Raw genomic sequence first — 20,708 nt, forward strand, 5'->3', positions numbered from 1 at the left:
GCCCCCGCCGTCGCTCACAGGCGGGCCACCTCCCCCTCCGCGACCGCGTACCGCGCCCCGGCCAACACCCCGGGCACGTCCTCCTCCACCGCCGCCGTCACCAACACCTGCTCCCCGTGCGCCACCAGCTCCGCCAACCGTTCACGACGGCGTACGTCCAACTCCGCGAAGACGTCGTCGAGCACCAGCACCGGCTCGTTGCCCTCGCCGCGCAGCAGGTCGTACGAGGCCAGGCGCAACGCCAGCGCGTACGACCACGACTCGCCGTGGCTCGCGTACCCCTTCGCGGGCAACTCACCCAGCCGCAGCAGCAGGTCGTCACGGTGCGGACCCACCAACGTCACACCCCGCTCGATCTCCTGGCGGCGGGCGTCGGCCAACGCCGCCAACATGCCCTCGTAGAACTCCTCCCGGCTGCCGCCCTCCACCGGGGAGCGGTACTCCAACACCACCGGGCCGCCCCCGGGCGCCAACCGCTCGTACGCCTTGTCCGTCAGCGGCCCCAGCGCGGCCACCAGCGCCGTACGGTGGGCCAGCAGCTCCGCGCCGGCCCGCGCCAGGTGCTGGTCCCACACGTCCAGCGTGGACAGCGCACCGCCGCCGGAGCCCCCGCCGTGCCGGCGCGCCATCGCCGCCGTCTTCAACAGGGTGTTGCGCTGCTTGAGCACCCGCTCGTAGTCCGACCGCACCCCCGCCATCCGCGGCGAGCGCGCCGTCACCAGCTCGTCCAGGAACCTCCGCCGCTCGCCGGGATCGCCCTTCACCAGCGCCAGATCCTCCGGCGCGAACAGCACCGTGCGCACGATGCCCAGCACATCCCTCGGCCTGACCTGCGAGGACCGGTTGATCCGGGCACGGTTGGCCCGCCCGGGATTGAGCTCCAGCTCCACCAGTTGCTGCCGCTCCCCCTGCCGCACCACCGCCCGCACGACCGCGCGCTCCGCTCCCCGCCGCACCAACGGCGCGTCGGAGGACACCCGGTGGCTGCCCAGCGTGGCGAGGTAGCCGACCGCCTCGACGAGGTTGGTCTTCCCCTGACCGTTCGGACCGACGAAAGCGGTGACGCCCGGATCGAGCGGAACCTCGACCCGGGCGTACGACCGGAAGTCGGCCAACGACAGATGCGTGACGTGCATCGGATCCTTGGACCGTTCAGCCGCCGACCGGCGGGTCGACGTCCGCGCCGGGGGAGTCGGCGCCCTTCTCACCACCGGCGGCGGAGGTGACCGCGTGGCCACCGAACTGGTTGCGCAGCGCGGCGATCATCTTCATCTGCGGGGAGTCGTCCTGCCGGGACGAGAAGCGGGCGAAGAGCGAGGCCGTGATCGCGGGCAGCGGTACGGCGTGGTCGATGGCCGCCTCCACCGTCCAGCGTCCCTCACCGGAGTCGGCCGCGTAGCCGCGCAGCGCCCCCAGGTGCTCGTCGTCGTCCAGCGCACGGACGGCCAGGTCCAGCAGCCAGGAGCGGATGACCGTGCCCTCCCGCCAGGAGCGGAAGATCTCGCGGACGTCGGTGACGGCCTCCGCGGCCTCCAGCAGCTCCCAGCCCTCGGCGAAGGCCTGCATCATCGCGTACTCGATGCCGTTGTGGACCATCTTGGCGAAGTGGCCCGCGCCCACCTTCCCGGCGTGCACGGAACCGAACTCGCCCTCCGGCTTGAGCGCGTCGAAGACCGGCTGGACCTTGGCGACGTTCTCGGGGTCGCCGCCGTACATCAGCGCGTAGCCGTTCTCCAGGCCCCACACGCCTCCGGAGACGCCGCAGTCCACGAAGCCGACGCCCTTGGCGGCCAGCTCCTCCGCGTGCCGCTCGTCGTCGGTCCAACGGGAGTTTCCACCGTCCACGACGACGTCGCCGGGAGAGAGCAACTCGCCCAGCTCGTCGATCGTCGACTGGGTCGCGGCACCGGCCGGGACCATGACCCACACCACGCGCGGGGCCTTCAGGGAATCCACGAGCTCCCGGAGGCTGTGGACGTCGGCGAGGTCCGGGTTGCGGTCGTATCCGACGACGGTGTGGCCTGCGCGGCGGATGCGTTCGCGCATGTTGCCGCCCATCTTGCCGAGACCGACGAGACCGAGCTCCATCAGGGGGCCTTTCTTCGGTGTCCTGGTGTTGCGTACCCGGGTACGAGCCTACGCCCGGGGGTACCACGCACAGCTGCGGGCACACCCCGCTCGTCTGCGCGCGAACGGCGCTTCCGACGCCCCCGCGCCCCGGCGGACGGCCGCACCGAACCCGCCGAGCACATCCCTCGGGGAACGCTCCCGGCCGGACCGGCCGGGAAGACCGCCCTCCGCGTCAGCCCGACAGCCGCACCGGCATGATCAGGTACTTGTACGTCTCGTCCGCCTCGGCGTCCACGGCGGGCCTGCCGCTGAGCAGGGCCGGCTTGGTGGAGGTGGTGAAGGACAGCTGGGCGACCGGGGCGTCGATCGCGCTCAGGCCCTCCAGCAGGAAGCCGGGATTGAAGGCGATCGAGATGTCCTCGCCCTCCAGCCGCGCGTCCACGCGCTCCACGGCCTGGGCGTCGTCGCTGGAACCCGCCTCCAGGATCAGCACGCCCTGCTCGAAGCTCAGCCGCACCGGGGTGTTCCGCTCGGCCACCAGCGACACACGCTTGACCGCTTCGACGAAGGGGGCCGTCTCGATCACGGCGACCGAGTTGAACTCCGTCGGGAAGAGCGTGCGGTACTTGGGGAGGTCCCCCTCCAGCAGGCGCGTCGTCGTCCGCCGGCCGTTGCCCTCGAAGCCGATCAGGCCTTCGCCCGTGCCCGAGCCGGACAGCGCCAGCGTCACGTTGTCCCCACCGCTGAGCGACTTCGCCGTGTCCAGCAGCGTCTTGGCCGGTACCAGGGCGACCGCGGAGGCGTCCGGCGTCTCCGGCTTCCACAGGAACTCGCGGACCGCGAAGCGGTAGCGGTCGGTGGAGGCCAGGGTGACGGTGTCGCCTTCGATCTCGATCCGCACACCGGTGAGCACCGGCAGGGTGTCGTCGCGCCCGGCGGCGATGGCGACCTGGGCGGCGGCCGCGGCGAAGACCTCGCCGGGGACGGTGCCAGTCGCGCTCGGCATCTGGGGAAGCGACGGGTACTCCTCCACAGGCAGTGTGTGGAGTGTGAACCGCGAGGAGCCGCAGACGACGCTCACCCGTACACCGTCTGTGGAAATCTCCACGGGACGGTTGGGGAGGGCTCGGGAGATGTCGGCGAGGAGACGTCCGGAGACCAGGACCGTCCCCTCCTCCTCCACATCGGCCTCCACCGAGACCCGCGCCGAGACCTCGTAGTCGAACCCGGACAGGCTCAGCGAACCTTCCTCGGCCTTCAGCAGGAGCCCCGCGAGGACCGGCACCGGAGGCCGGGCCGGGAGGCTGCGGGCCGCCCAGGCCACCGCCTCCGCGAGGACGTCGCGCTCCACCCGGATCTTCACTTAAGCCGCCTCCCGCTGTTGCTGGCTGCTCGCCTTGCTGATCTTCGTCGTCGGCTTGTCGCCGGAGACCAGTCTGACGCACACCGCTGACAGGAGGAGCGGGTCGGGGTCAAGTCGGGAGGAGGTGCGCGAAGGGCGGTCGGGCCGAGTTGTGCACAGGGCCCGTTTCCGGTCGAAGTTCGCGCTTTATATCCGTGGTCGTAGTAGTAGGGCCTGTGGAAACCGGGGATAACTCGATCCATGCAGGTCAGCGCGGAGATTTTGTCCACCGGCCCTGTGTGCGCGGCGGTGGACGACGCGGGGGTGCCTGTGGACGCCGGAGAGTTCTGCACACCCGATTCACAGCGTCCCGGGACTTCTCCCCAGGCGCGCCCACAGTTTTACCCAGGTTCTCAACAGGCCAACCGAGCCTCTTGGTGTGACGCCTTTCACACTTACCGGTGACGTTGCGCGTCATGTTGTCGAACAGTGGACAGCCCTGTGGAGGGCGGGGGAAAAGCTGTGCACAACGTGGCTCCTGCTGTGGGCAGGCGGTGGACAACTCGACCCGCCTTCGGTGGACGGGATCGTGTTCCACAGCCTGTGGAAAACTTCTGACCACAGATCCACAGGCGGCTGACCTGGTCCATTTGATCATTCGGCAGGCCGCCTGTGGACGCTTTCGGGACAACCGGACGGTCCCCAACGTGTGGACGGGAGAAAGTCGGAGAATCTGTGGATCGAGGCGTCCCGGAGCTGAGGATTCGAACAGCGGCCGGCGCTTCCCGTCCCCCGGGGACGGGTCGAGGCGGAGGCGCCGGAGCGGACGGCCCGGGCGGACGGGCCACCGAAAGCCCGCGGGCGCGTCGGAAACACCCGGTGGAGTTCGGGAGCGCCGGCCGTGGCGGCCGCGGGCGCCGGAAGACACCGCGAGAACACCGAGGCCCTCCGGTGGCCGAGGACTCCGGAGGGCGGGGGCTGTGGCAGCGGCGGGGGCCGCGGAGCCGGGGAAGCCGCGGGAAGCCGCGGGAAGGAGGAACGGGCGGGCGGAGGGGCGGTGGACGCGCTCCCGCCCGGCGACGGCCGTCCGTCAGGCGTTCTTGATGCGGTTGGTCAGCTCGGTGACCTGGTTGTAGATGGAGCGTCGCTCGGCCATCAGGGCGCGGATCTTGCGGTCGGCGTGCATGACGGTGGTGTGGTCCCGACCGCCGAACTGGGCGCCGATCTTCGGCAGCGACAGGTCGGTCAGTTCGCGGCACAGATACATCGCGATCTGGCGCGCGGTGACCAGGACACGGCTGCGCGAGGAGCCGCACAGGTCCTCCACCGTCAGCCCGAAGTAGTCGGCGGTGGCGGCCATGATGTTGGTGGCGGTGATCTCCGGGGCGGTGTCCTCGCCGCCGGGGATCAGGTCCTTCAGGACGATCTCGGTCAGGCCGAGGTCGACGGGCTGCCGGTTGAGGCTGGCGAAGGCCGTCACCCGGATCAGCGCGCCCTCCAGTTCGCGGATGTTGCGCGAGATGCGGGAGGCGATGAACTCCAGCACCTCCGGCGGCGCGTTCAACTGCTCCTGGACGGCCTTCTTCCGCAGGATCGCGATGCGCGTCTCCAACTCGGGCGGCTGGACGTCGGTGATCAGCCCCCACTCGAAGCGGTTGCGCAGCCGGTCCTCCAGGGTGACCAGTTGCTTGGGCGGCCGGTCGGAGGAGAGCACGATCTGCTTGTTGGCGTTGTGGAGGGTGTTGAAGGTGTGGAAGAACTCCTCCTGCGTCGACTCCTTGCTCGCGAGGAACTGGATGTCGTCCACGAGCAGGATGTCCATGTCGCGGTAGCGCTTGCGGAACGCGTCCGCCTTGCCGTCGCGGATGGAGTTGATGAACTCGTTGGTGAACTCCTCCGAGCTCACGTACCGCACCCGGGTGCCCGGATACAGGCTGCGGGCGTAGTGCCCGATGGCGTGCAGCAGGTGCGTCTTGCCCAGCCCGGACTCGCCGTAGATGAACAGCGGGTTGTAGGCCTTCGCCGGAGCCTCCGCGACGGCCACCGCGGCGGCGTGCGCGAAGCGGTTGGACGCGCCGATGACGAAGGTGTCGAAGAGGTACTTGGGATTCAGGCGGGCGGTCGGCTCGCCCGGTCCGGGAGCGGGCGCCGGTTGTGCGGCGAGCGGGCCGGGGGCACCGCTGGGCGCGGGGAGTTGGGGTGTGGTCGCGCGGCCCGTGGCCCCGGACCCGTCGTAGCGCGGCACCGGCGGCTGGTCGTAGGGAGAACCGTGGTGGCGACCGTCGTAGGAGGGCTGTTCGTACGGTGGAGCCGGTGACGGGTACGGCTCACGGGACGGCTGCCAGGGTTCGTTGTCCTGCGGGCGCGGCCAGGCGCCCGGCTGGTGCTGCCGGGGGGAGCGCGGGTAGTCCGGGTAGGCGGGGCGCGCGTTGGGCAGCTCGAGTTCTTCGTGCTCCTCGTGCTGGGGGCCGCGCCGCCCGCCGTGCCGTGGACCTCCGTGTCGGGGTTCGCCGTGTTGGGGGCCGCCGTGGGGGTCGTAGGGCGGCTCGTCGTAGTGGAGGGCCTGCTGGTGCGGCGCGGGCTGCTGGTGCTGCGGGTGCTGGGATGCCTCGTGGGACGTCGGAGGCGTGGGCGCCGGCGGTTCGGGAGCCGGTCCGGTCACGGTGATGGCGAGCCGGATGGGCTGCCGGCACTCGCGGCTGAGGGCATCGGTGATCAGGGGGGAGAGACGACCTTCCAGGACACCCTTGGCGTACTCGTTGGGCACGCCGAGCAGCGCGGTGCCGGACACCAGCACCAGGGGCTGGCAGTCTTTGAGCCACCGCTGGTCCTTGGCCTCGACTCCCTGGCCGTCGGCGAGGAGCTGTTCCAGCACGCGTGGCCACACTGCGGCAAGATCGGCAGGTACGTCAGCCACAGGGCACGCTCTCTCACTCGCTGGGTGGGTTGGATGGTCTTCGACAGTCCCACCCGTGTGTGGTGCTTGGGACGGTCCGGAAGGAAACGAGGTCCAGCCAAGGTAGTCAGCGCGGCGTGCACGGTTCAAGTCGTTGTCCACAGGCTGTGTACAGAACCGCTCGGGTGGCTCTGGTTTGACCGGACGCCTCGGGCCCGCGTACCGTAACCAGGTCGAGTTGTCGATGGCTGCTGCCGCCTGCCTCCGATGGGCAAGATCCTGGTGATCATAGAAGCGGTGCACTCGGGCGTATGCGAGCTACTCGTGGGCGCACGGTGACAGCCATTCGGCGCCCCACACGTCTCGCTTGAGACACAAGACATTTCTGGAGCCCCCGAGTGAGCAAGCGCACCTTCCAGCCGAACAACCGCCGTCGCGCGAAGACCCATGGCTTCCGGCTGCGCATGCGGACGCGTGCCGGTCGCGCGATCATCGCGTCCCGCCGTGGCAAGGGCCGCGCCCGCCTGTCGGCCTGACCGGCCCGAAAGACCAGACCGCGGGTTTGTGACGTGCTGCCCACCGAGAACCGGCTGAGGCGGCGCGAGGACTTCGCGATCGCGGTACGGCGAGGACGCCGGGCCGGCCGCCCGCTTCTCGTCGTCCATCTGCGCAGGGGGTCCCCCCGGAGCGATTCCGGGGGGCGTACGGACCCGCACGCAGCCGAGGGAGTCGTCCCTCCGCCGCGTGCGGGTTTCGTCGTGAGCAAGGCCGTGGGCAACGCGGTGGTCCGCAACCGTGTGAAGCGGCGGTTGCGTCATCTCGTCCGGGATCGGCTCGCACTCCTGCCGCCCGGTAGCCTGATGGTCATACGGGCGCTGCCCGGTGCGGGCGAGGCGGACCACGACAAGCTGGCCCGTGATCTGGACTCCGCACTGCAGCGGCTGCTTGGAGGGCCGTCGTGAAGTACCCGCTGCTGTGGTTGATCAAGCTGTACCAGTGGACCATCAGCCCGATGCTCGGTCCGGTGTGCAGGTACTACCCGTCGTGTTCGCGCTACGGCTACGAGGCCATCCGTCGGCACGGCGCGGTGAAGGGGACGGCGCTGACCGCTTGGCGCATCCTGCGCTGCAACCCGTGGTCGCCCGGAGGGGTCGACCACGTTCCCGCCCGGAAGCACCCGGTCTGGCATCAGCGACTGCGCAGCCGCTGGGAGCACCGGACCCAGTCCAATGCCCAAGGAGCCTGACTCGTGGACACGATCGACACGATCCTCGGTCCTCTCTATGCCGTTGTTTCCTGGACCATCGTCCAGTTCCACAAGCTGTACAGCCTCGTCTTCGACGAGGACAGCGGCTGGGCCTGGGGTCTGTCCATCGTCTCGCTGGTGATCGTGATCCGTATCGCCCTGATCCCGCTCTTCGTGAAGCAGATCAAGGCGACACGGAACATGCAGGCGCTCCAGCCGAAGATGAAGGCGATCCAGGAGCGCTACAAGAACGACCGGCAGCGCCAGTCGGAAGAGATGATGAAGCTGTACAAGGAGACGGGCACCAACCCGCTCTCCAGCTGCCTTCCGATTCTGCTCCAGTCGCCCTTCTTCCTGGCGCTCTACCAGGTACTGAACAAGATCGCCAACGACCAGCAGGTCGGCGCCATGGACGCCGAGCTGGTCGACAGCGCCCGTAACGCGCACATCGTCGGGGCCCCGATCGCGGCCCGGTTCATGGACAGCGCCGACAAGGTCGAAGCGCTGCACGCCACGCTGACCGACGTCCGCGTCGTCACGGTCATCATGATCCTGCTGATGTCGGCGTCGCAGTTCTACACGCAGCGCCAGCTGATGACCAAGAACGTCGACCTGACGGTGAAGACGCCGTTCATGCAGCAGCAGAAGATGCTGATGTACGTCTTCCCGATCATCTTCGCCGTCTTCGGCATCAACTTCCCCGTCGGTGTCCTCGTCTACTGGCTGACCACCAACGTGTGGACCCTCGGGCAGCAGATGTACATCATCAAGCGCAACCCGACCCCGGGCTCGCTGGCCTACAAGCAGCGCCAGGAGAAGCTCCGTGCCAAGGGCAAGCTCAAGGAGGACCCGGCCGAGGTCCAGACGAAGAAGGCCGTGGAGGCCGCCCGCGCCAACCGTAGGCAGCCCAAGCGTATGACCAAGGCCCAGCGTCAGGCGGCCATCGCGCAGGCCGAGGCGAAGAAGGCGGCCGAGGCGGAGGCCGAGGCCGAGGAGCAGAAGCCCTCGATGACCAAGGGCAGCTCCGGGGGCTCCCAGGCGGCGCGTCCCGGTCAGAAGGCGAAGAAGAAGTCCGGGCAGCGCAAGGGCCCGCAGCGTCCCAAGCACCCCTCCAAGAAGTAAGGAGTCCACCCGTGACGGACACGACCGCAGAGGGCGCCGACACCCTGACCCGCCTTGAGCAGGAGGGTGAGATCGCGGCCGACTACCTTGAGGGGCTCCTCGACATCGCGGACCTCGACGGCGACATCGACATGGACGTCGAGGCCGACCGTGCCGCCGTGTCGATCATCAGCGATGGCGAGAGCCGGGATCTGCAGAAGCTCGTCGGCAGGGACGGTGAGGTCCTGGAGGCACTCCAGGAGCTGACACGCCTCGCGGTGCTCCGGGAGACCGGGGACCGCAGCCGGCTGATGCTGGACATCGCGGGTCACCGAGCGCGCAAGCGCGAGGAACTGACGGAGCTGGGCGACCGGGCGGTCAGGGAGGTCAAGCGCACCGGCGAACCGGTGAAGCTGAAGCCGATGACGCCCTTCGAGCGCAAGGTCGTACACGATGCGGTGGCCGCGGCCGGACTGCACAGCGAGTCCGAGGGCGAGGAGCCACAGCGCTGCGTGGTCGTGCTGCCGTGACGGAGCCCACGTCGTCGGACCTTCCTCCCGCGCCCGAGGTGGCGCGGGAGGTTTTCGGTGAGCGCCTCGCCGATGCGTCCCGCTACGCGGAGCTGCTGGCTGAGGTGGGGGTCAAGCGTGGACTGATCGGGCCGCGCGAGGTGCCGCGGCTCTGGGAGCGCCATCTGCTGAACTGCGCGGTGCTCTCGGAGGTGGTGCCCGAGGGCGTCACGGTCTGTGATGTCGGATCGGGCGCCGGTCTGCCGGGCATTCCGCTCGCACTGGTGCGGCCGGATCTGAGGATCACGCTGCTGGAGCCGTTGCTGCGGCGGACGACCTTCCTCCAGGAGGCCGTGGAACTGTTGGGCCTGGATCATGTCTCCGTGGTGCGGGGCCGGGCCGAGGAGGTCCTCGGTTCGCTTCCGCCGGTGCACGTGGTGACGGCTCGGGCGGTTGCGCCGTTGGATCGGCTCGCGGGGTGGGGTGTACCACTGTTGCGGCCTTACGGCGAGATGCTGGCACTGAAGGGCGACACCGCGGAGGAGGAGCTGAAGGCGGCGCGGGCCGCGCTCCAGAAACTCGGCGTGGTGGAGTCATCGGTGCTCCGAGTCGGCAAGGGACTGGTGGAGCAGCCGGCCACCGTGGTGCGGGCCGAGGTCGGGGAGAGCCCCGGTGGAGTCCGTTTCGCCGCCAAGCGGGCCAAGGCCGCCAGAACCGGTCGCTCCCGAGGGGTGCGCCGTCGGCGGTGACGGATCCGGACGAGTCCGATTACTCCGTAGAGCCCCCATAGAGATTCCGCTTCGGAGTGTCTCCGCGTGGGAAGCACGGTGCGGATGCATCGTGCTTCCCGTGAAACGTCGCTTTTTGCTGCATGGATTCATTCGCCGAGGGCGTGCGGCGGACACTCCGAGCCCATCAGAGCCCCGCTCCACGGTGGATTCGTCCACAGGTGAGCGGGGCTCGCTGGTTCCCGGCCCGGAGGGCATGGCAGGCTCTTCCCATAGCGAGCCTGATGTCGAGGAGAGTGAACCGTTGCGGTCCGACGGCCATATCGCGGGACCGATGACCGATCCGGTCCCGGGTCCCCGTTCCGAAACGGCGGATGTTTCACGTGAAACGCCGAGTGAGACACCGCCCCCGATGGACGTTTCCTCCGGCTACGAAGCGGATGCCTCCGCCCCGGTCGGACGTGCTGCCCAGCAGGCGGTCGAGGCGATGAACCGTGCCGGTGAGACCCTCCCCAGGCCCGAGGAGACACGGGTGATGGTGGTGGCCAACCAGAAGGGCGGGGTCGGCAAGACCACGACCACGGTGAACCTCGCGGCTTCGCTGGCCCTGCACGGGGCCCGGGTGCTGGTGATCGACCTCGATCCACAGGGAAACGCCTCCACGGCGCTGGGGATAGACCACCATGCCGAGGTGCCGTCGATCTACGACGTCCTGGTGGACGGCAAGCCCCTCTCCGATGTCGTCCAGCCGGTGCGGGAGGTGGAAGGCCTCTTCTGTGCCCCCGCCACGATCGATCTCGCCGGTGCGGAGATCGAACTGGTGTCGCTGGTGGCGCGTGAGAGCCGTCTACAGAAGGCGATCGCGGTCTATGAGCAGCCCCTGGACTACATCTTCATCGACTGTCCGCCCTCGCTCGGCCTGTTGACCGTCAACGCCTTGGTCGCCGGTGCCGAGGTGGTCATTCCGATCCAGTGTGAGTACTACGCGCTGGAGGGGCTTGGACAGCTGTTGCGGAATGTCGAGCTGGTGAAGGGCCACCTCAACCCCAAGCTCCATGTCTCGACGATCCTGCTCACGATGTACGACGGTCGGACGCGGCTGGCCTCCCAGGTGGCGGAGGAGGTACGTGGGCACTTCGGCAAGGAGGTGCTGCGGACCAACATTCCCCGTTCGGTCCGCATCTCGGAAGCGCCCAGTTATGGGCAGACGGTTCTCACCTACGACCCGGGCTCCAGCGGATCGCTCTCCTATCTGGAAGCGGCCCGGGAAATCGCGCTGCGGGGCGTCCGCACGCAGCAGGAACAGCACATGGTGGAGGGGACTCAGTGACAGAACGGCGTAGAGGGCTGGGTCGAGGGCTCGGTGCACTGATCCCCGCGGCGCCCACGGGAACGGACGACACCATCACCCCGGTGGTGGACGAGAACGGTACGCTCTCTCCCACCGCGGTTCCGGTGTTGACGCCGGGACGCGGGGTGGCGGCGGCCAAGGTGGCGGCTCTGACCGACGACGGATCCGCATCCGGTGTTTCACGTGAAACCGAGACGGTGGACAGAACGGTGACCGGTGAGTCGGCCGGGGCGCACTTCGCCGAGGTGCCGATCGACTCGATCACACCGAACCCCAGGCAGCCCCGGGAAGTCTTCGACGAGGACGCTCTGGCGGAGCTGGTCACCTCCATCCGAGAGGTGGGCCTCCTTCAGCCCGTCGTCGTACGGCAGCTGGGGGCGGAGCGCTATGAGCTCATCATGGGAGAGCGGCGCTGGCGGGCCTGTCGCGAAGCCGGCCTGGAGAAGATCCCGGCGATCATCCGTGCCACGGAGGACGAGAAGCTCCTTCTGGACGCCCTGCTGGAGAACCTGCACCGGGCGCAGTTGAATCCGTTGGAGGAAGCGGCGGCATACGACCAACTGCTGAAGGACTTCAACTGCACTCACGATCAGTTGGCCGACCGTATCGGTCGCTCCCGTCCTCAGGTCTCCAACACACTACGGTTGCTGCGGCTCTCGCCGTCGGTGCAACGGCGAGTGGCTGCCGGAGTGCTGTCGGCAGGGCACGCCCGTGCCCTGCTCTCGGTGGAGGACTCCGAGGAGCAGGACAAGCTCGCTCACCGCATCGTGGCCGAGGGACTCTCGGTGCGGGCGGTCGAGGAGATCGTGACCCTGATGGGGGCAAAGCCGAAGAGCAGGGCACGCAAGGGGCCACGAGCCGGTAAGCGGGTCTCCCCCGCCCTGGACCACCTGGCGACCCGTCTCTCGGACCGCTTCGAGACCCGGGTGAAGGTGGATCTGGGACAGAAGAAGGGGAAGATCGTCGTCGAGTTCGCCTCGATGGAGGATCTGGAGAGAATCCTGAGTCAGCTCGCTCCCGGCGAGAACCAACTGCTGGAGGAGCAGCTCTCCAAGGGAGACGACGACAGCGGCGAGTGAGCCGGATGAACCGGAAAGACGGCGCCCCATGGATACCATGTGTCCATGGGGCGTCGGCTCGTTCCTCTCACCTTGGACAACCTGCCGGACCTTCCGAAACGCTGCCGCAGGTGTGTCTTCTGGGAGCTGGATCCCGTCAGCGGTGAGGCCGCGGTGAAGGCGGGTCGGCCGGAGCTGGAGAAAGAGGCCTGGATATCGGCGGTCCTGCTGGAGTGGGGGTCCTGCGGGCGGATCGTCTACATCGATGATGTGCCGGTGGGGTATGTGTTGTACGCGCCGCCCGCCTATGTGCCGCGGTCGACCGCGTTTCCCACCAGCCCCGTTTCGCGGGATGCCGTGCAGCTGATGACGGCCTGGCTGGTGCCCGGGTACCAGGGGCAAGGGCTGGGACGGGTGATGGTGCAGACGGTGGCGAAGGACGTACTGCGGCGGGGCTTCAAAGCGATCGAGGCGTTCGGGGATGCGCGCTGGAAGGAGCCCGCCTGCCTGCTTCCCGCAGAGCACCTCCTCGCGGTCGGTTTCAAGACCGTCCGGCCGCACCCCTCCTATCCCCGGTTGAGGCTGGAGCTACGGACCACTCTCTCCTGGCGGCAGGATGTCGAGCAGGCCATCGATCGGTTGCTGGGAGCAGTGCAGAAGGAACCCGCCCTCCGCCCTCTGTGAGGCCCCGAGGCGGACGGCTCCTCGGGAGAGGAGATGCGCTCGGGAGAGGACACGCGTCTTTCAACGGAACAGGCCCGCCCCCGATCGGGAGCGGGCCTGTTCCACGTGAAACATCAGCCGATGAAGTCGGCCAGGTCGCGCTCGATGGCGGCCTTGGGCTTGGCGCCGACGATCGTCTTGACGACCTCGCCGCCCTGGTAGACGTTCATCGTCGGGATGGACATGATCCCGTACTTGGCGGCGGTGGCCGGGTTCTCGTCGATGTTGAGCTTGACGACGGTGATCTTGTCCGCCTGCTCCTCCGAGATCGCCTCCAGCGACGGGGCGATCTGACGGCACGGACCACACCAGGCCGCCCAGAAGTCGACCAGGACGGGCTTGTCGCTCTTGAGGACGACGTCCTCGAAGTCGGCGTCGGTGGCGGTCACGGTGGCCATGGCAATCTCCTTGTTTCTCGGGGTAGGGAATGTGGGCTTCGAGGTGAAGCTGTTCTCGGGCGTGTCAGAGGACGGCGGCCGCGGCCTCGTCGGTCTTCTCCGGCTCGGCGACGTGCTTCTCGGGGGCGTCGACCAGAGCGGCCAGGTAGCGCTCGGCGTCCAGGGCAGCGGAGCAGCCGGTGCCGGCGGCGGTGATGGCCTGGCGGTAGGTGTGGTCGACCACGTCGCCGGCGGCGAAGACGCCGGGGATGTTGGTCCGGGTGGAGGGCGCGGCGACCTTCAGATAGCCTTCGCCGTCCAGCTCCAGGGTGCCCTTGAACAGCTCGGTGCGCGGGTCGTGACCGATGGCGACGAACAGGCCGGTCGCCGGCAGCTCGGAGGTGGCACCGGTGACGGTGTCGCGCAGGGTCAGCCCGGACAGCTTGCCTCCGGCCTCGTGGAGCTCGGCGACCTCGCTGTTCCAGGCGAACTCGATCTTCTCGTCGGCGAAGGCCCGCTCCTGCATGGCCTTGGAGGCACGCAGGGTGTCGCGGCGGTGGACGATGGTCACCTTCTCGGCGAACCGCGAGAGGAAGGTGGCCTCTTCCATCGCGGTGTCGCCACCGCCCACCACGGCGATGTGCTGGCCCTTGAAGAAGAAACCGTCGCAGGTGGCGCAGTAGGACACGCCGCGCCCGGACAGCTCGGCCTCCTTCGGCAGACCGAGCGTGCGGTGCTGGGATCCGGTGGCGATGATGATGGCCCGGGCACGGTGGACGGTGCCGGCGGAGTCGGTCACCGACTTGACCTCGCTCTCCAGGTCCACGGCGGTGACGTCGTCGGCGACCAGCTCGGCGCCGAAGCGCTCGGCCTGGGCGCGCATGTTCTCCATCAGGTCCGGGCCCATGATGCCGTCGCGGAAGCCGGGAAAGTTCTCCACCTCGGTGGTGTTCATCAGCGCGCCACCGGCGGTCACCGAGCCCTCGAAGACCAGAGGCTTCAGCGAAGCGCGAGCAGTGTAGAGCGCTGCGGTATAGCCGGCCGGCCCGGAGCCGATGATGATCACGTTGCGGACGTCGCTCACGGGAGTCTTCCTTGTCTGCCGATGGGTCTGCCGGTGGATGCCGTGGGGATGGGCCTCCGCTGGAGACCCATCCCACCCAACGAATCCTATGAGGCGGGCATTCCCGTCCGTGACGGCGCGCGCGGAGAGACTCAGCGCTCGTAGGTGCCGGTGCCGATGACCTCGCCCGGAGCGGGAGGATTCTTCTCGACGCAGGCGGCGTCGACCGCGTAGGCGTCCACATGTGTTCCACCGCTGTGATGCGGCAGGACCACGATGTACGCCTGCTGTCCGCGGTAGGGCTCCAGACCGACGGCCAAGGGGGTCTCGTCCCGGCCGATGCCCTCGCGGACGCACGGCGGTACGGCGGGGGCTTCGGGGCTGGCCTTGGTGCTGAAGTCGGACTCCTCGGACTCCAGCAGCCCGGGGTTCGCGTTCTTCTTCTGCTTCGGTTTCTCGGCCGCGCCGTCGGAGAGGAGGGACCGGACCTGTTCCTCCAACGCCAGATCGGATCGGTCTTCCGTGGAACTCTCCGCAGTCCCCGAGGCGGCTTGATCGGCTCCACCGCCCGTTTCCGGGCCCGGCAGGAGGAGAACGCCCAAGGCGAGCGCGGCCGCGGTCCCCACGGCACCGATGAGGGCACCGCGCAGTCGCCGGGTGCGATCACGGGACGAGCGGCCCGGTCCGGTTGCTCCCCGGGCGTGCCCCGCAGGGCGATCGGCGCGCGTTGTTTCACGTGAAACGGTGTCTCGCCCAGGGTGAGGGGGGCGGGACATGTCGTGCTCCCGCTGGGAGGTGGGAGCGTCCACGGAAGGGGCGGAGCCGGCACCCGACGCGTCCAAGAGGGCCTCGGCGGCCAAGGCGGCGTCGATGCGGCCCGCGATGTCGGAGGGCATGCGCGCCGGTCCCGGAAGGGTCCCCAAGGTGCTGCGAATCTCCTCCAGGGATGTCCGCACGTCCATGCACAGCCCGCAGTCGGACAGATGGGCGCGTACCCGGGCCGATCGATCAGGAGGGAGCAGCCCCTCGGTGAGGTCGGAGATCTCGGTGACCTCGGGGTGCTCTTCCCTTCCGTACGGCGCGGAGGACGTGGATGTCATGCGTGTTCACCTCCGCCCTTCACGGCCCTGGCACCCGGCTTCTCTCGTGCCGGTGGGACGGACGTCCCCTGCGTCCGGTTCCTTCCCCCTGTTTCCCGCAGGCTATCCCCTGCGGGTCCCTGAGGGCGCAGATGGCTGACGAGCGGCAACAGTCGGGCGCGCCCCCGAGCGCAGCGGCTCTTGACGGTTCCGACGGCGACATCGAGGATCCGGGCGGCCTCGGCCACCGGATACCCCTGCATGTCGACGAGGACGAGCGCGGCCCGTTGTTCGGGCGGCAGCTCGGAGAGCGCGGCGACGAGCTGCCGTCGGAGGTCCTGGCGCTCGGCCGGTACGGCGGCGGACTCGTGAGGCTCCAGCAAACGCTCCAGGCGCTCGGGCTCGGCCACGGGCGAGGTGCGGCGGCCGGCGGCCTTGCGGGCACGGTCCAGACACGCGTTCACGGTGATCCGGTGCAGCCAGGTGGTGACGGCCGATCGGCCGCGGAAGGTGTGGGCGGCGCGGTAGGCGGACACGAAGGCGTCCTGGACGGCATCGGCGGCCTCCTCACGGTCTCCCAGCACGCGCAGGGCGACCGCCCACAGCCGGTCGCGGTGGCGACGCACGATCTCACCGAAGGCGCTCGTGTCGCCGGCGACGTGGCGGGCGAGGAGTTCCCGGTCGTCGAGATCGCGGACGTCACCGGGATCTCGCGAGCCCTCCGTGCCGTCGTCGGAACCGTCCCTCACCTCGTCGCCCACCGACCGCTTCCCTCCTCGAACCGTTGTGTCCGCGGTAGCCGAGCGGGTCGGTGCCGGCCGGTGAGCCGGTCAGCTACGGACCTCGACCTCCGCGATGCGGCCACGGTAGTTGCCTTCCGGGCTCATGGGGAGTTCGGTGAGCCATACCAGGACGTACTGCGTCGTGATGGGCTTCTTGGCCCGCAGCTCGACCTTCTCCCCGGTGCCGCTGCTGACCTTGCTGAAGTCGCCCACGGAGGTGGGCAGAGCGGTGGTGTCCTTGGCGGCGGCGAGGAAGTCCACCGAGGTTCTGCCCCTGAAGGTGACCTCGATGCTGCTGACCTGTTGGGGCTTGCCGAGATCGAGGATCAGCCCGACCCCGTCCTTGAGGTTGCCGAGTCGGGGATTCCCGAAGTAGGGGACCGTCGGCCAGGAGGTGCCCGTGTCCCCGTCGATGGCCGCGTCGGCGTCGTCGCCGTTCTCCGCGCCATCGCCGAGCGGGTCGAAGGCATGGGCGGCGGAGACCTTCACCGGCTTGCCGGTGGGATCGGCCCCCGGCTGTTTCTGCTGCTCGACCTGGCCCTGGTCGTCTGAGGACGACGCGCCGGAGTCCCCGTTGATCAACGCGTCGGCCAGTTGCCAGCTCCCCAGGCCCAGCGCCGCGATGAGGAGAGCGGAGACACTCCACTTCAGGAACCTGCCGGTGCGGCCGGGCAAGGTCGGAGGCGCGGGCGGGGCGAGGGCAGCGGGGGAGGGGGCGGGAGCCGCCGGGCCGGCGGCGACACGGTTCGCGGGAGCGCCGTAGGACCCCTGCCGGTAGGTGGTGGGGTGGAAGGGCGGTGCGACGAACTCGGGCTCCGGCGGGCGGATGCGCGGCAGCGCGGCGATCGCCTTGGCCAACTCCTCGGGAGTGGTGCACGGCTGTTCCTGGCGGGAGGCGGTGGCGCCGTCGTTGACGAGTGCGCGCATGGCCAGTTCGGAGAGGCCGCGGTGCACCCCGGCCCGGACCTGGTCCGGTGGCACCAGGGAGTCGCCGGTCAGCTCGGCCATGCCGCTGAGCCCGTAGGCGTCCTCGCGGTACGGCCAACGCTGGGTGAGGGAGGCGTAGAGCAGGGCGCCGATCGCCTCGGTATCGGTGCGCTGGGGATGGTCGGAGGTGATGCCGCGCAGGGCCGCGTTCACCGCGAGGCCGCGGATGCGGTACTGACCGGCGCCGGTGCGCAGTACGCAACCCGGGGTCAACCGCAGGTGGGAGAGTCCCTCGCGGTGGGCGGCGGCCATCGCCTGGGTGACCTGGCTGACGAGTTGGTAGGCCTCATGGGTCGGCAGCGGGCCGGAAGAGAGGAGGGTGGCGAGGGACGTGGCGTCGGGAAGCCACTCGTGGACGACGTAGACGATGTCGTCGTCCTCGACCGCGTCCAGGACCTGCACGAAGCGGGGGTCGCCGAGGAGGGCCGCGGAACGGGCCGCGGCGAGGACGGGTCGGGCACGCGGGTGATCGGCTGCGAGGAGGTGGACACCGACGGCACGGCGCAACTTCTCGTCGACGGCGCGCCAACTGCTGAAACCGTCGAGGCGGGTGACGCACTCCTCCAGACGGTAGCGGCGGGCGAGTTTGTGGCCGCTGTGCAACTCGGGGGGCTGGGGAGGCTGGGAGGCCGAGCTCACCGGCTTGGAGGAACGTGGTGCGGAGGTGTCGGTATCCGCTGTGGTGCCCTTGGCGCGGGTGCTGTCCGCCGTGGCGTTGTCATCACTGTCGTGCTCCGTCGCGCCGTCGGTCGTGGCCTGCTCCGTTTCGGTGGTCGAGGGCTTCTCCTTGCCACTCGCCCCACCGCTCACATCGGCCACGTCGACGGCAGCCGTGCTCCGTTCCGCCACCGTCGGTCCCGCCTCCCCAGTCGTTGCAGCCTGTTCCCAACACAGCCAGAGACAATTGTGCCCGCAGTCCGCCGGTGTGCACGACACACGAGTGCGGCCCATGGTTGTACGGCGGCGGTCGGCGAGCGGCCGTCAGCGGCCGAGCTTGGCCCGGACCATGCCCATCATGGCGGTCAGCTCCTCGATCCGCATACGCCGGGCGGCCAGGACGAAGACCACGCCCAACACCAACCCGCCCGCGACCAGTGAGGCCGCGCCACCGAGGAAACCGGGCTCGAGGGCGCCCAGGACGGCGTAGGCGACACCCCCGCCGGCGAGCGCGGCGGGAACACCGGCACCACAGAGCCTGATGTAGGTACGCACCACGCGGGAGCCGTCCAGGTCGCCACCGAGCCTCCGGCTCAGCCGCTTCCAGGCGACGCCGACGCCCACGGCGTAGGCGACGCCGTAGACGGCGGCCATGCCGACGACCGCCCAACGGCTGGGCAGTACCAGGAAGCACAGCACGGAGCCGACGGCGTTGCAGGCGGCCACGATGACGGTGTTGTAGAAGGGGGTGCGGGTGTCCTCGTAGGCGTAGAAACCGCGCAGGACGACGTACTGGACGGAGTAGGGGATCAGGCCGAGACCGAAGGCCATCAGGGTGTACCCCATCGACATGGCCGCGTCGACGGTCGCGGAGGAGTACATCAGCAGGCACATCGGCACGCCGAGGGCGACGAAGGCGAAGCCGACGGGCACGATGGCGACGGCCGAGGTGCGCAGCCCGTGGGAGATGTCGTCGCGGACGGCACCCGGGTCGCCGTCGTGGGCCGCGCGGGAGATCCGCGGCAGCAGCGCGGCCATCACCGAGACGGTGATGATGGCCTGCGGCATCTGCCAGATCAGCTGGGCGTTGCTGTAGGCCAGGATGCCGGCGCCGGAGTGACCATCGGCTTCGGCCGCCTTACCGGCCCAGGTGGCGAGTTGGGTGACGACCAGCACGCCCGCCTGGTTGGCGAGGACGAACAGGAAGGTCCACTTGGCGAGTCGAGCGGCCTTGCCCAGCCCGTGGCCGCGCCAGTCGAAACGCAGCCGGACGCGGAACCCGGCGGCGCGCAGGTAGGGGATCATCGCCAGCGACTGGACGGCCAGACCCAGCAGGGTGCCGACGCCGAGCAGCCGGACGCCCTCCGGCGGGATCGTCTCCACGCTCATCCCGGAGGTGCGGGCCGTGCCGTACACCCAGATGAACAGGCCGAAGGTGGTGATGATGACGACGTTGTTCAGGACGGGGGTCCACATCATCGCGCCGAAACGGCCGCGGGCGTTGAGGATCTGGCCCATGACGACGTGGACGCCCATGAAGAAGATGGTGGGCAGGCAGTAGCGGGCGAAGGTGACCGCCACGTTGTTGGCCTCGGGGTTGCCGGCGATGGACACCGACATCAGCCGCACCAGCAGCGGGGCCCCGAGCACGGTGAGCGCCACCAGGCCGCCGAGGAGGACCACGACCAGGGTGAGCAGACGGTTGGCGTACGCCTCGCCGCCGTCCTCGTCGTTCTTCATGGCCCGGACGAGCTGGGGCACGAAGACGGAGTTCAGGCCGCCGCCGATGGAGAGGATGTAGATCATCGTCGGCAGCGTGTAGGCGACGGTGTAGGCATCGCCGAGCACTGCGGCACCGAGCGCGGCGGTGATCACCAGGGTGCGGAGGAAGCCGGTGAGCCGGGAGACCATGGTGCCCGCGGCCATGATGGCGCTGGACTTCAGAATGCCCCCGCCCCCGCCCCCGCCCCCGCCCCCGCCGCGGCGGGTCGGCTTGGCGGCGGTCTCGGCCGGTGGCTCCGCGGCGTCCTCCGGATCGGGTGAGGTCTGGGGGCCGGGGGCGAACGACGGTGACGACGGGGAGGAGGGGTACGAGGCACCGGGCGCCGGAGGGTGCTGTCCCTCGAAGCCCTGGGAAGGCCCAGGGGGGCCGGAGAGATCTTGGGAGGGCATGGGCTCCCCCTGGTGGCCGTACGGGCCCGGAGCACCCGCCTGGGGCTGCTGTGGCTGCTGGTACGGCGGTGGCGGCGGGCCCTGGTGCCAGTGCGGCGGGTGCGCATGGGGGTGCGGTTGCTGCGGTGCGGGAGCCCGCTGGTCGCGGTAGAGGTGCTCGAAAGCACCGTCGCGCGCCCGTCCGTCCTCCTCGCCGGGGGCTCCGCTCAACAGGTCGTCCACCCCGGTGAAGCGCACGGTCGCCGGGTCGTCCCCGTAGGGAAGCCGCCGGGACGGGCCCTCCGGCTCCGGCGCGGGAGTGGGCGCCCAGCGCCGCGGGTCGGGGGCGTGCCGGGACGGCGGTGGCTGTCGGTACATGTCCCGGACGTCGGGGCGTGGGGTGCTCCGGCCGTACGGGTCCTGCCCGTACTCCTGCTCCCGCCCGTACGGGCCGTCTCCGTACGGCTCCCGGCCGCTTCCGGCGGTGTCCCGGTCCCCGGGCCTGCCGCCGCGGTCACGGTCGTACGGTGCGTTCATCGCTGCAACCCCACCTCATCGTCCGCGGCCGCTGTGCTCGGCCCCGACAGC

19 protein-coding genes are annotated in these 20,708 nt (G+C 69.6%); 9 read left to right on the top strand and 10 right to left on the bottom strand.

The features are described from left to right. Positions 1-14 precede the first annotated feature (14 nt). From recF to dnaA, 4 genes are all read right to left on the bottom strand, one after another. Positions 15-1,136, bottom strand: a complete 1,122-nt coding sequence (gene recF, locus F0L17_RS12880) for a DNA replication/repair protein RecF (protein WP_155071188.1) — start codon at positions 1,134-1,136, stop codon at positions 15-17. 16 nt (positions 1,137-1,152) lie between these two features. Beyond that, on the bottom strand, positions 1,153-2,088 hold the full coding sequence (gnd, locus tag F0L17_RS12885; RefSeq protein ID WP_155071189.1) for a phosphogluconate dehydrogenase (NAD(+)-dependent, decarboxylating): 936 nt from the start codon (positions 2,086-2,088) through the stop codon (positions 1,153-1,155). A gap of 214 nt (positions 2,089-2,302) precedes the next feature. After that, positions 2,303-3,433 carry a DNA polymerase III subunit beta gene (gene dnaN / locus F0L17_RS12890; protein WP_162466134.1) on the bottom strand — a complete coding sequence of 377 codons (1,131 nt, stop codon included), beginning with the start codon at positions 3,431-3,433 and terminating at the stop codon, positions 2,303-2,305. A gap of 1,069 nt (positions 3,434-4,502) precedes the next feature. Continuing rightward, a complete protein-coding gene (gene dnaA / locus F0L17_RS12895; RefSeq protein ID WP_162466135.1) occupies positions 4,503-6,329 on the bottom strand; it encodes a chromosomal replication initiator protein DnaA in 1,827 nt (608 codons plus the stop codon). Positions 6,330-6,706: 377 nt separating this feature from the next. Here dnaA and rpmH point away from each other — a divergent pair, with 377 nt between their 5' ends. The 9 genes from rpmH to F0L17_RS12940 all read left to right on the top strand — a co-directional run bounded on the left by rpmH (position 6,707) and on the right by F0L17_RS12940 (position 12,985). Further along, the gene (gene rpmH / locus F0L17_RS12900; protein ID WP_037911426.1) at positions 6,707-6,844 is read left to right on the top strand and encodes a 50S ribosomal protein L34; all 138 of its coding nucleotides are present in this window, start codon (positions 6,707-6,709) and stop codon (positions 6,842-6,844) included. A 33-nt stretch (positions 6,845-6,877) separates the two neighbouring features. Further along, on the top strand, positions 6,878-7,270 hold the full coding sequence (gene rnpA, locus F0L17_RS12905; protein WP_162466136.1) for a ribonuclease P protein component: 393 nt from the start codon (positions 6,878-6,880) through the stop codon (positions 7,268-7,270). Next, on the top strand, positions 7,267-7,554 hold the full coding sequence (gene yidD, locus F0L17_RS12910) for a membrane protein insertion efficiency factor YidD (RefSeq protein WP_162466137.1): 288 nt from the start codon (positions 7,267-7,269) through the stop codon (positions 7,552-7,554). Before rnpA ends, yidD begins: the two co-directional genes overlap by 4 nt. A gap of 12 nt (positions 7,555-7,566) precedes the next feature. After that, positions 7,567-8,676: a membrane protein insertase YidC gene (yidC, locus tag F0L17_RS12915; RefSeq protein WP_162466807.1), complete on the top strand. Its 1,110-nt coding sequence runs from the start codon at positions 7,567-7,569 to the stop codon at positions 8,674-8,676. 11 nt (positions 8,677-8,687) lie between these two features. Beyond that, positions 8,688-9,185 carry a R3H domain-containing nucleic acid-binding protein gene (locus F0L17_RS12920; protein WP_162466138.1) on the top strand — a complete coding sequence of 166 codons (498 nt, stop codon included), beginning with the start codon at positions 8,688-8,690 and terminating at the stop codon, positions 9,183-9,185. Continuing rightward, complete coding sequence (rsmG, locus tag F0L17_RS12925; RefSeq protein ID WP_162466139.1) at positions 9,182-9,913, top strand: 16S rRNA (guanine(527)-N(7))-methyltransferase RsmG; 732 nt, start codon at positions 9,182-9,184, stop codon at positions 9,911-9,913. The genes F0L17_RS12920 and rsmG overlap by 4 nt, the downstream gene beginning before the upstream one ends. A 235-nt stretch (positions 9,914-10,148) precedes the next feature. Continuing rightward, complete coding sequence (locus F0L17_RS12930; RefSeq protein WP_155071192.1) at positions 10,149-11,222, top strand: ParA family protein; 1,074 nt, start codon at positions 10,149-10,151, stop codon at positions 11,220-11,222. Next, positions 11,219-12,322, top strand: coding sequence for a ParB/RepB/Spo0J family partition protein (locus F0L17_RS12935; protein WP_162466140.1), 1,104 nt, complete (start codon positions 11,219-11,221; stop codon positions 12,320-12,322). The genes F0L17_RS12930 and F0L17_RS12935 overlap by 4 nt, the downstream gene beginning before the upstream one ends. 45 nt (positions 12,323-12,367) lie before the next feature. Beyond that, a complete protein-coding gene (locus tag F0L17_RS12940) occupies positions 12,368-12,985 on the top strand; it encodes a GNAT family N-acetyltransferase (protein WP_155071193.1) in 618 nt (205 codons plus the stop codon). A 113-nt stretch (positions 12,986-13,098) separates the two neighbouring features. On the opposite strand, the gene trxA is transcribed toward F0L17_RS12940, so the two are convergent. The 6 genes from trxA to murJ form a co-directional block, all read right to left on the bottom strand. Further along, entirely contained in the window at positions 13,099-13,428 is a 330-nt protein-coding gene (trxA, locus tag F0L17_RS12945; protein ID WP_162466808.1) for a thioredoxin, read from the bottom strand. 58 nt (positions 13,429-13,486) lie between these two features. After that, positions 13,487-14,485 (bottom strand): thioredoxin-disulfide reductase, encoded by a 999-nt coding sequence (trxB, locus tag F0L17_RS12950; protein WP_162466141.1) that lies wholly within the window; start codon positions 14,483-14,485, stop codon positions 13,487-13,489. Positions 14,486-14,616: 131 nt separating this feature from the next. Further along, positions 14,617-14,964, bottom strand: a complete 348-nt coding sequence (locus tag F0L17_RS28320) for a hypothetical protein (RefSeq protein ID WP_162466142.1) — start codon at positions 14,962-14,964, stop codon at positions 14,617-14,619. 596 nt (positions 14,965-15,560) lie between these two features. Further along, positions 15,561-16,292, bottom strand: coding sequence for an RNA polymerase sigma factor SigM (sigM, locus tag F0L17_RS12955; RefSeq protein WP_162466809.1), 732 nt, complete (start codon positions 16,290-16,292; stop codon positions 15,561-15,563). A gap of 81 nt (positions 16,293-16,373) precedes the next feature. Next, entirely contained in the window at positions 16,374-18,161 is a 1,788-nt protein-coding gene (locus F0L17_RS12960) for a protein kinase family protein (protein ID WP_162466143.1), read from the bottom strand. Between the two features lie 132 nt (positions 18,162-18,293). Then, entirely contained in the window at positions 18,294-20,657 is a 2,364-nt protein-coding gene (murJ, locus tag F0L17_RS12965; RefSeq protein ID WP_155071195.1) for a murein biosynthesis integral membrane protein MurJ, read from the bottom strand. Between the last annotated feature and the right edge of the window lie 51 nt (positions 20,658-20,708).

Source organism: Streptomyces taklimakanensis (assembly GCF_009709575.1).
Taxonomy (GTDB): domain Bacteria; phylum Actinomycetota; class Actinomycetes; order Streptomycetales; family Streptomycetaceae; genus Streptomyces; species Streptomyces taklimakanensis.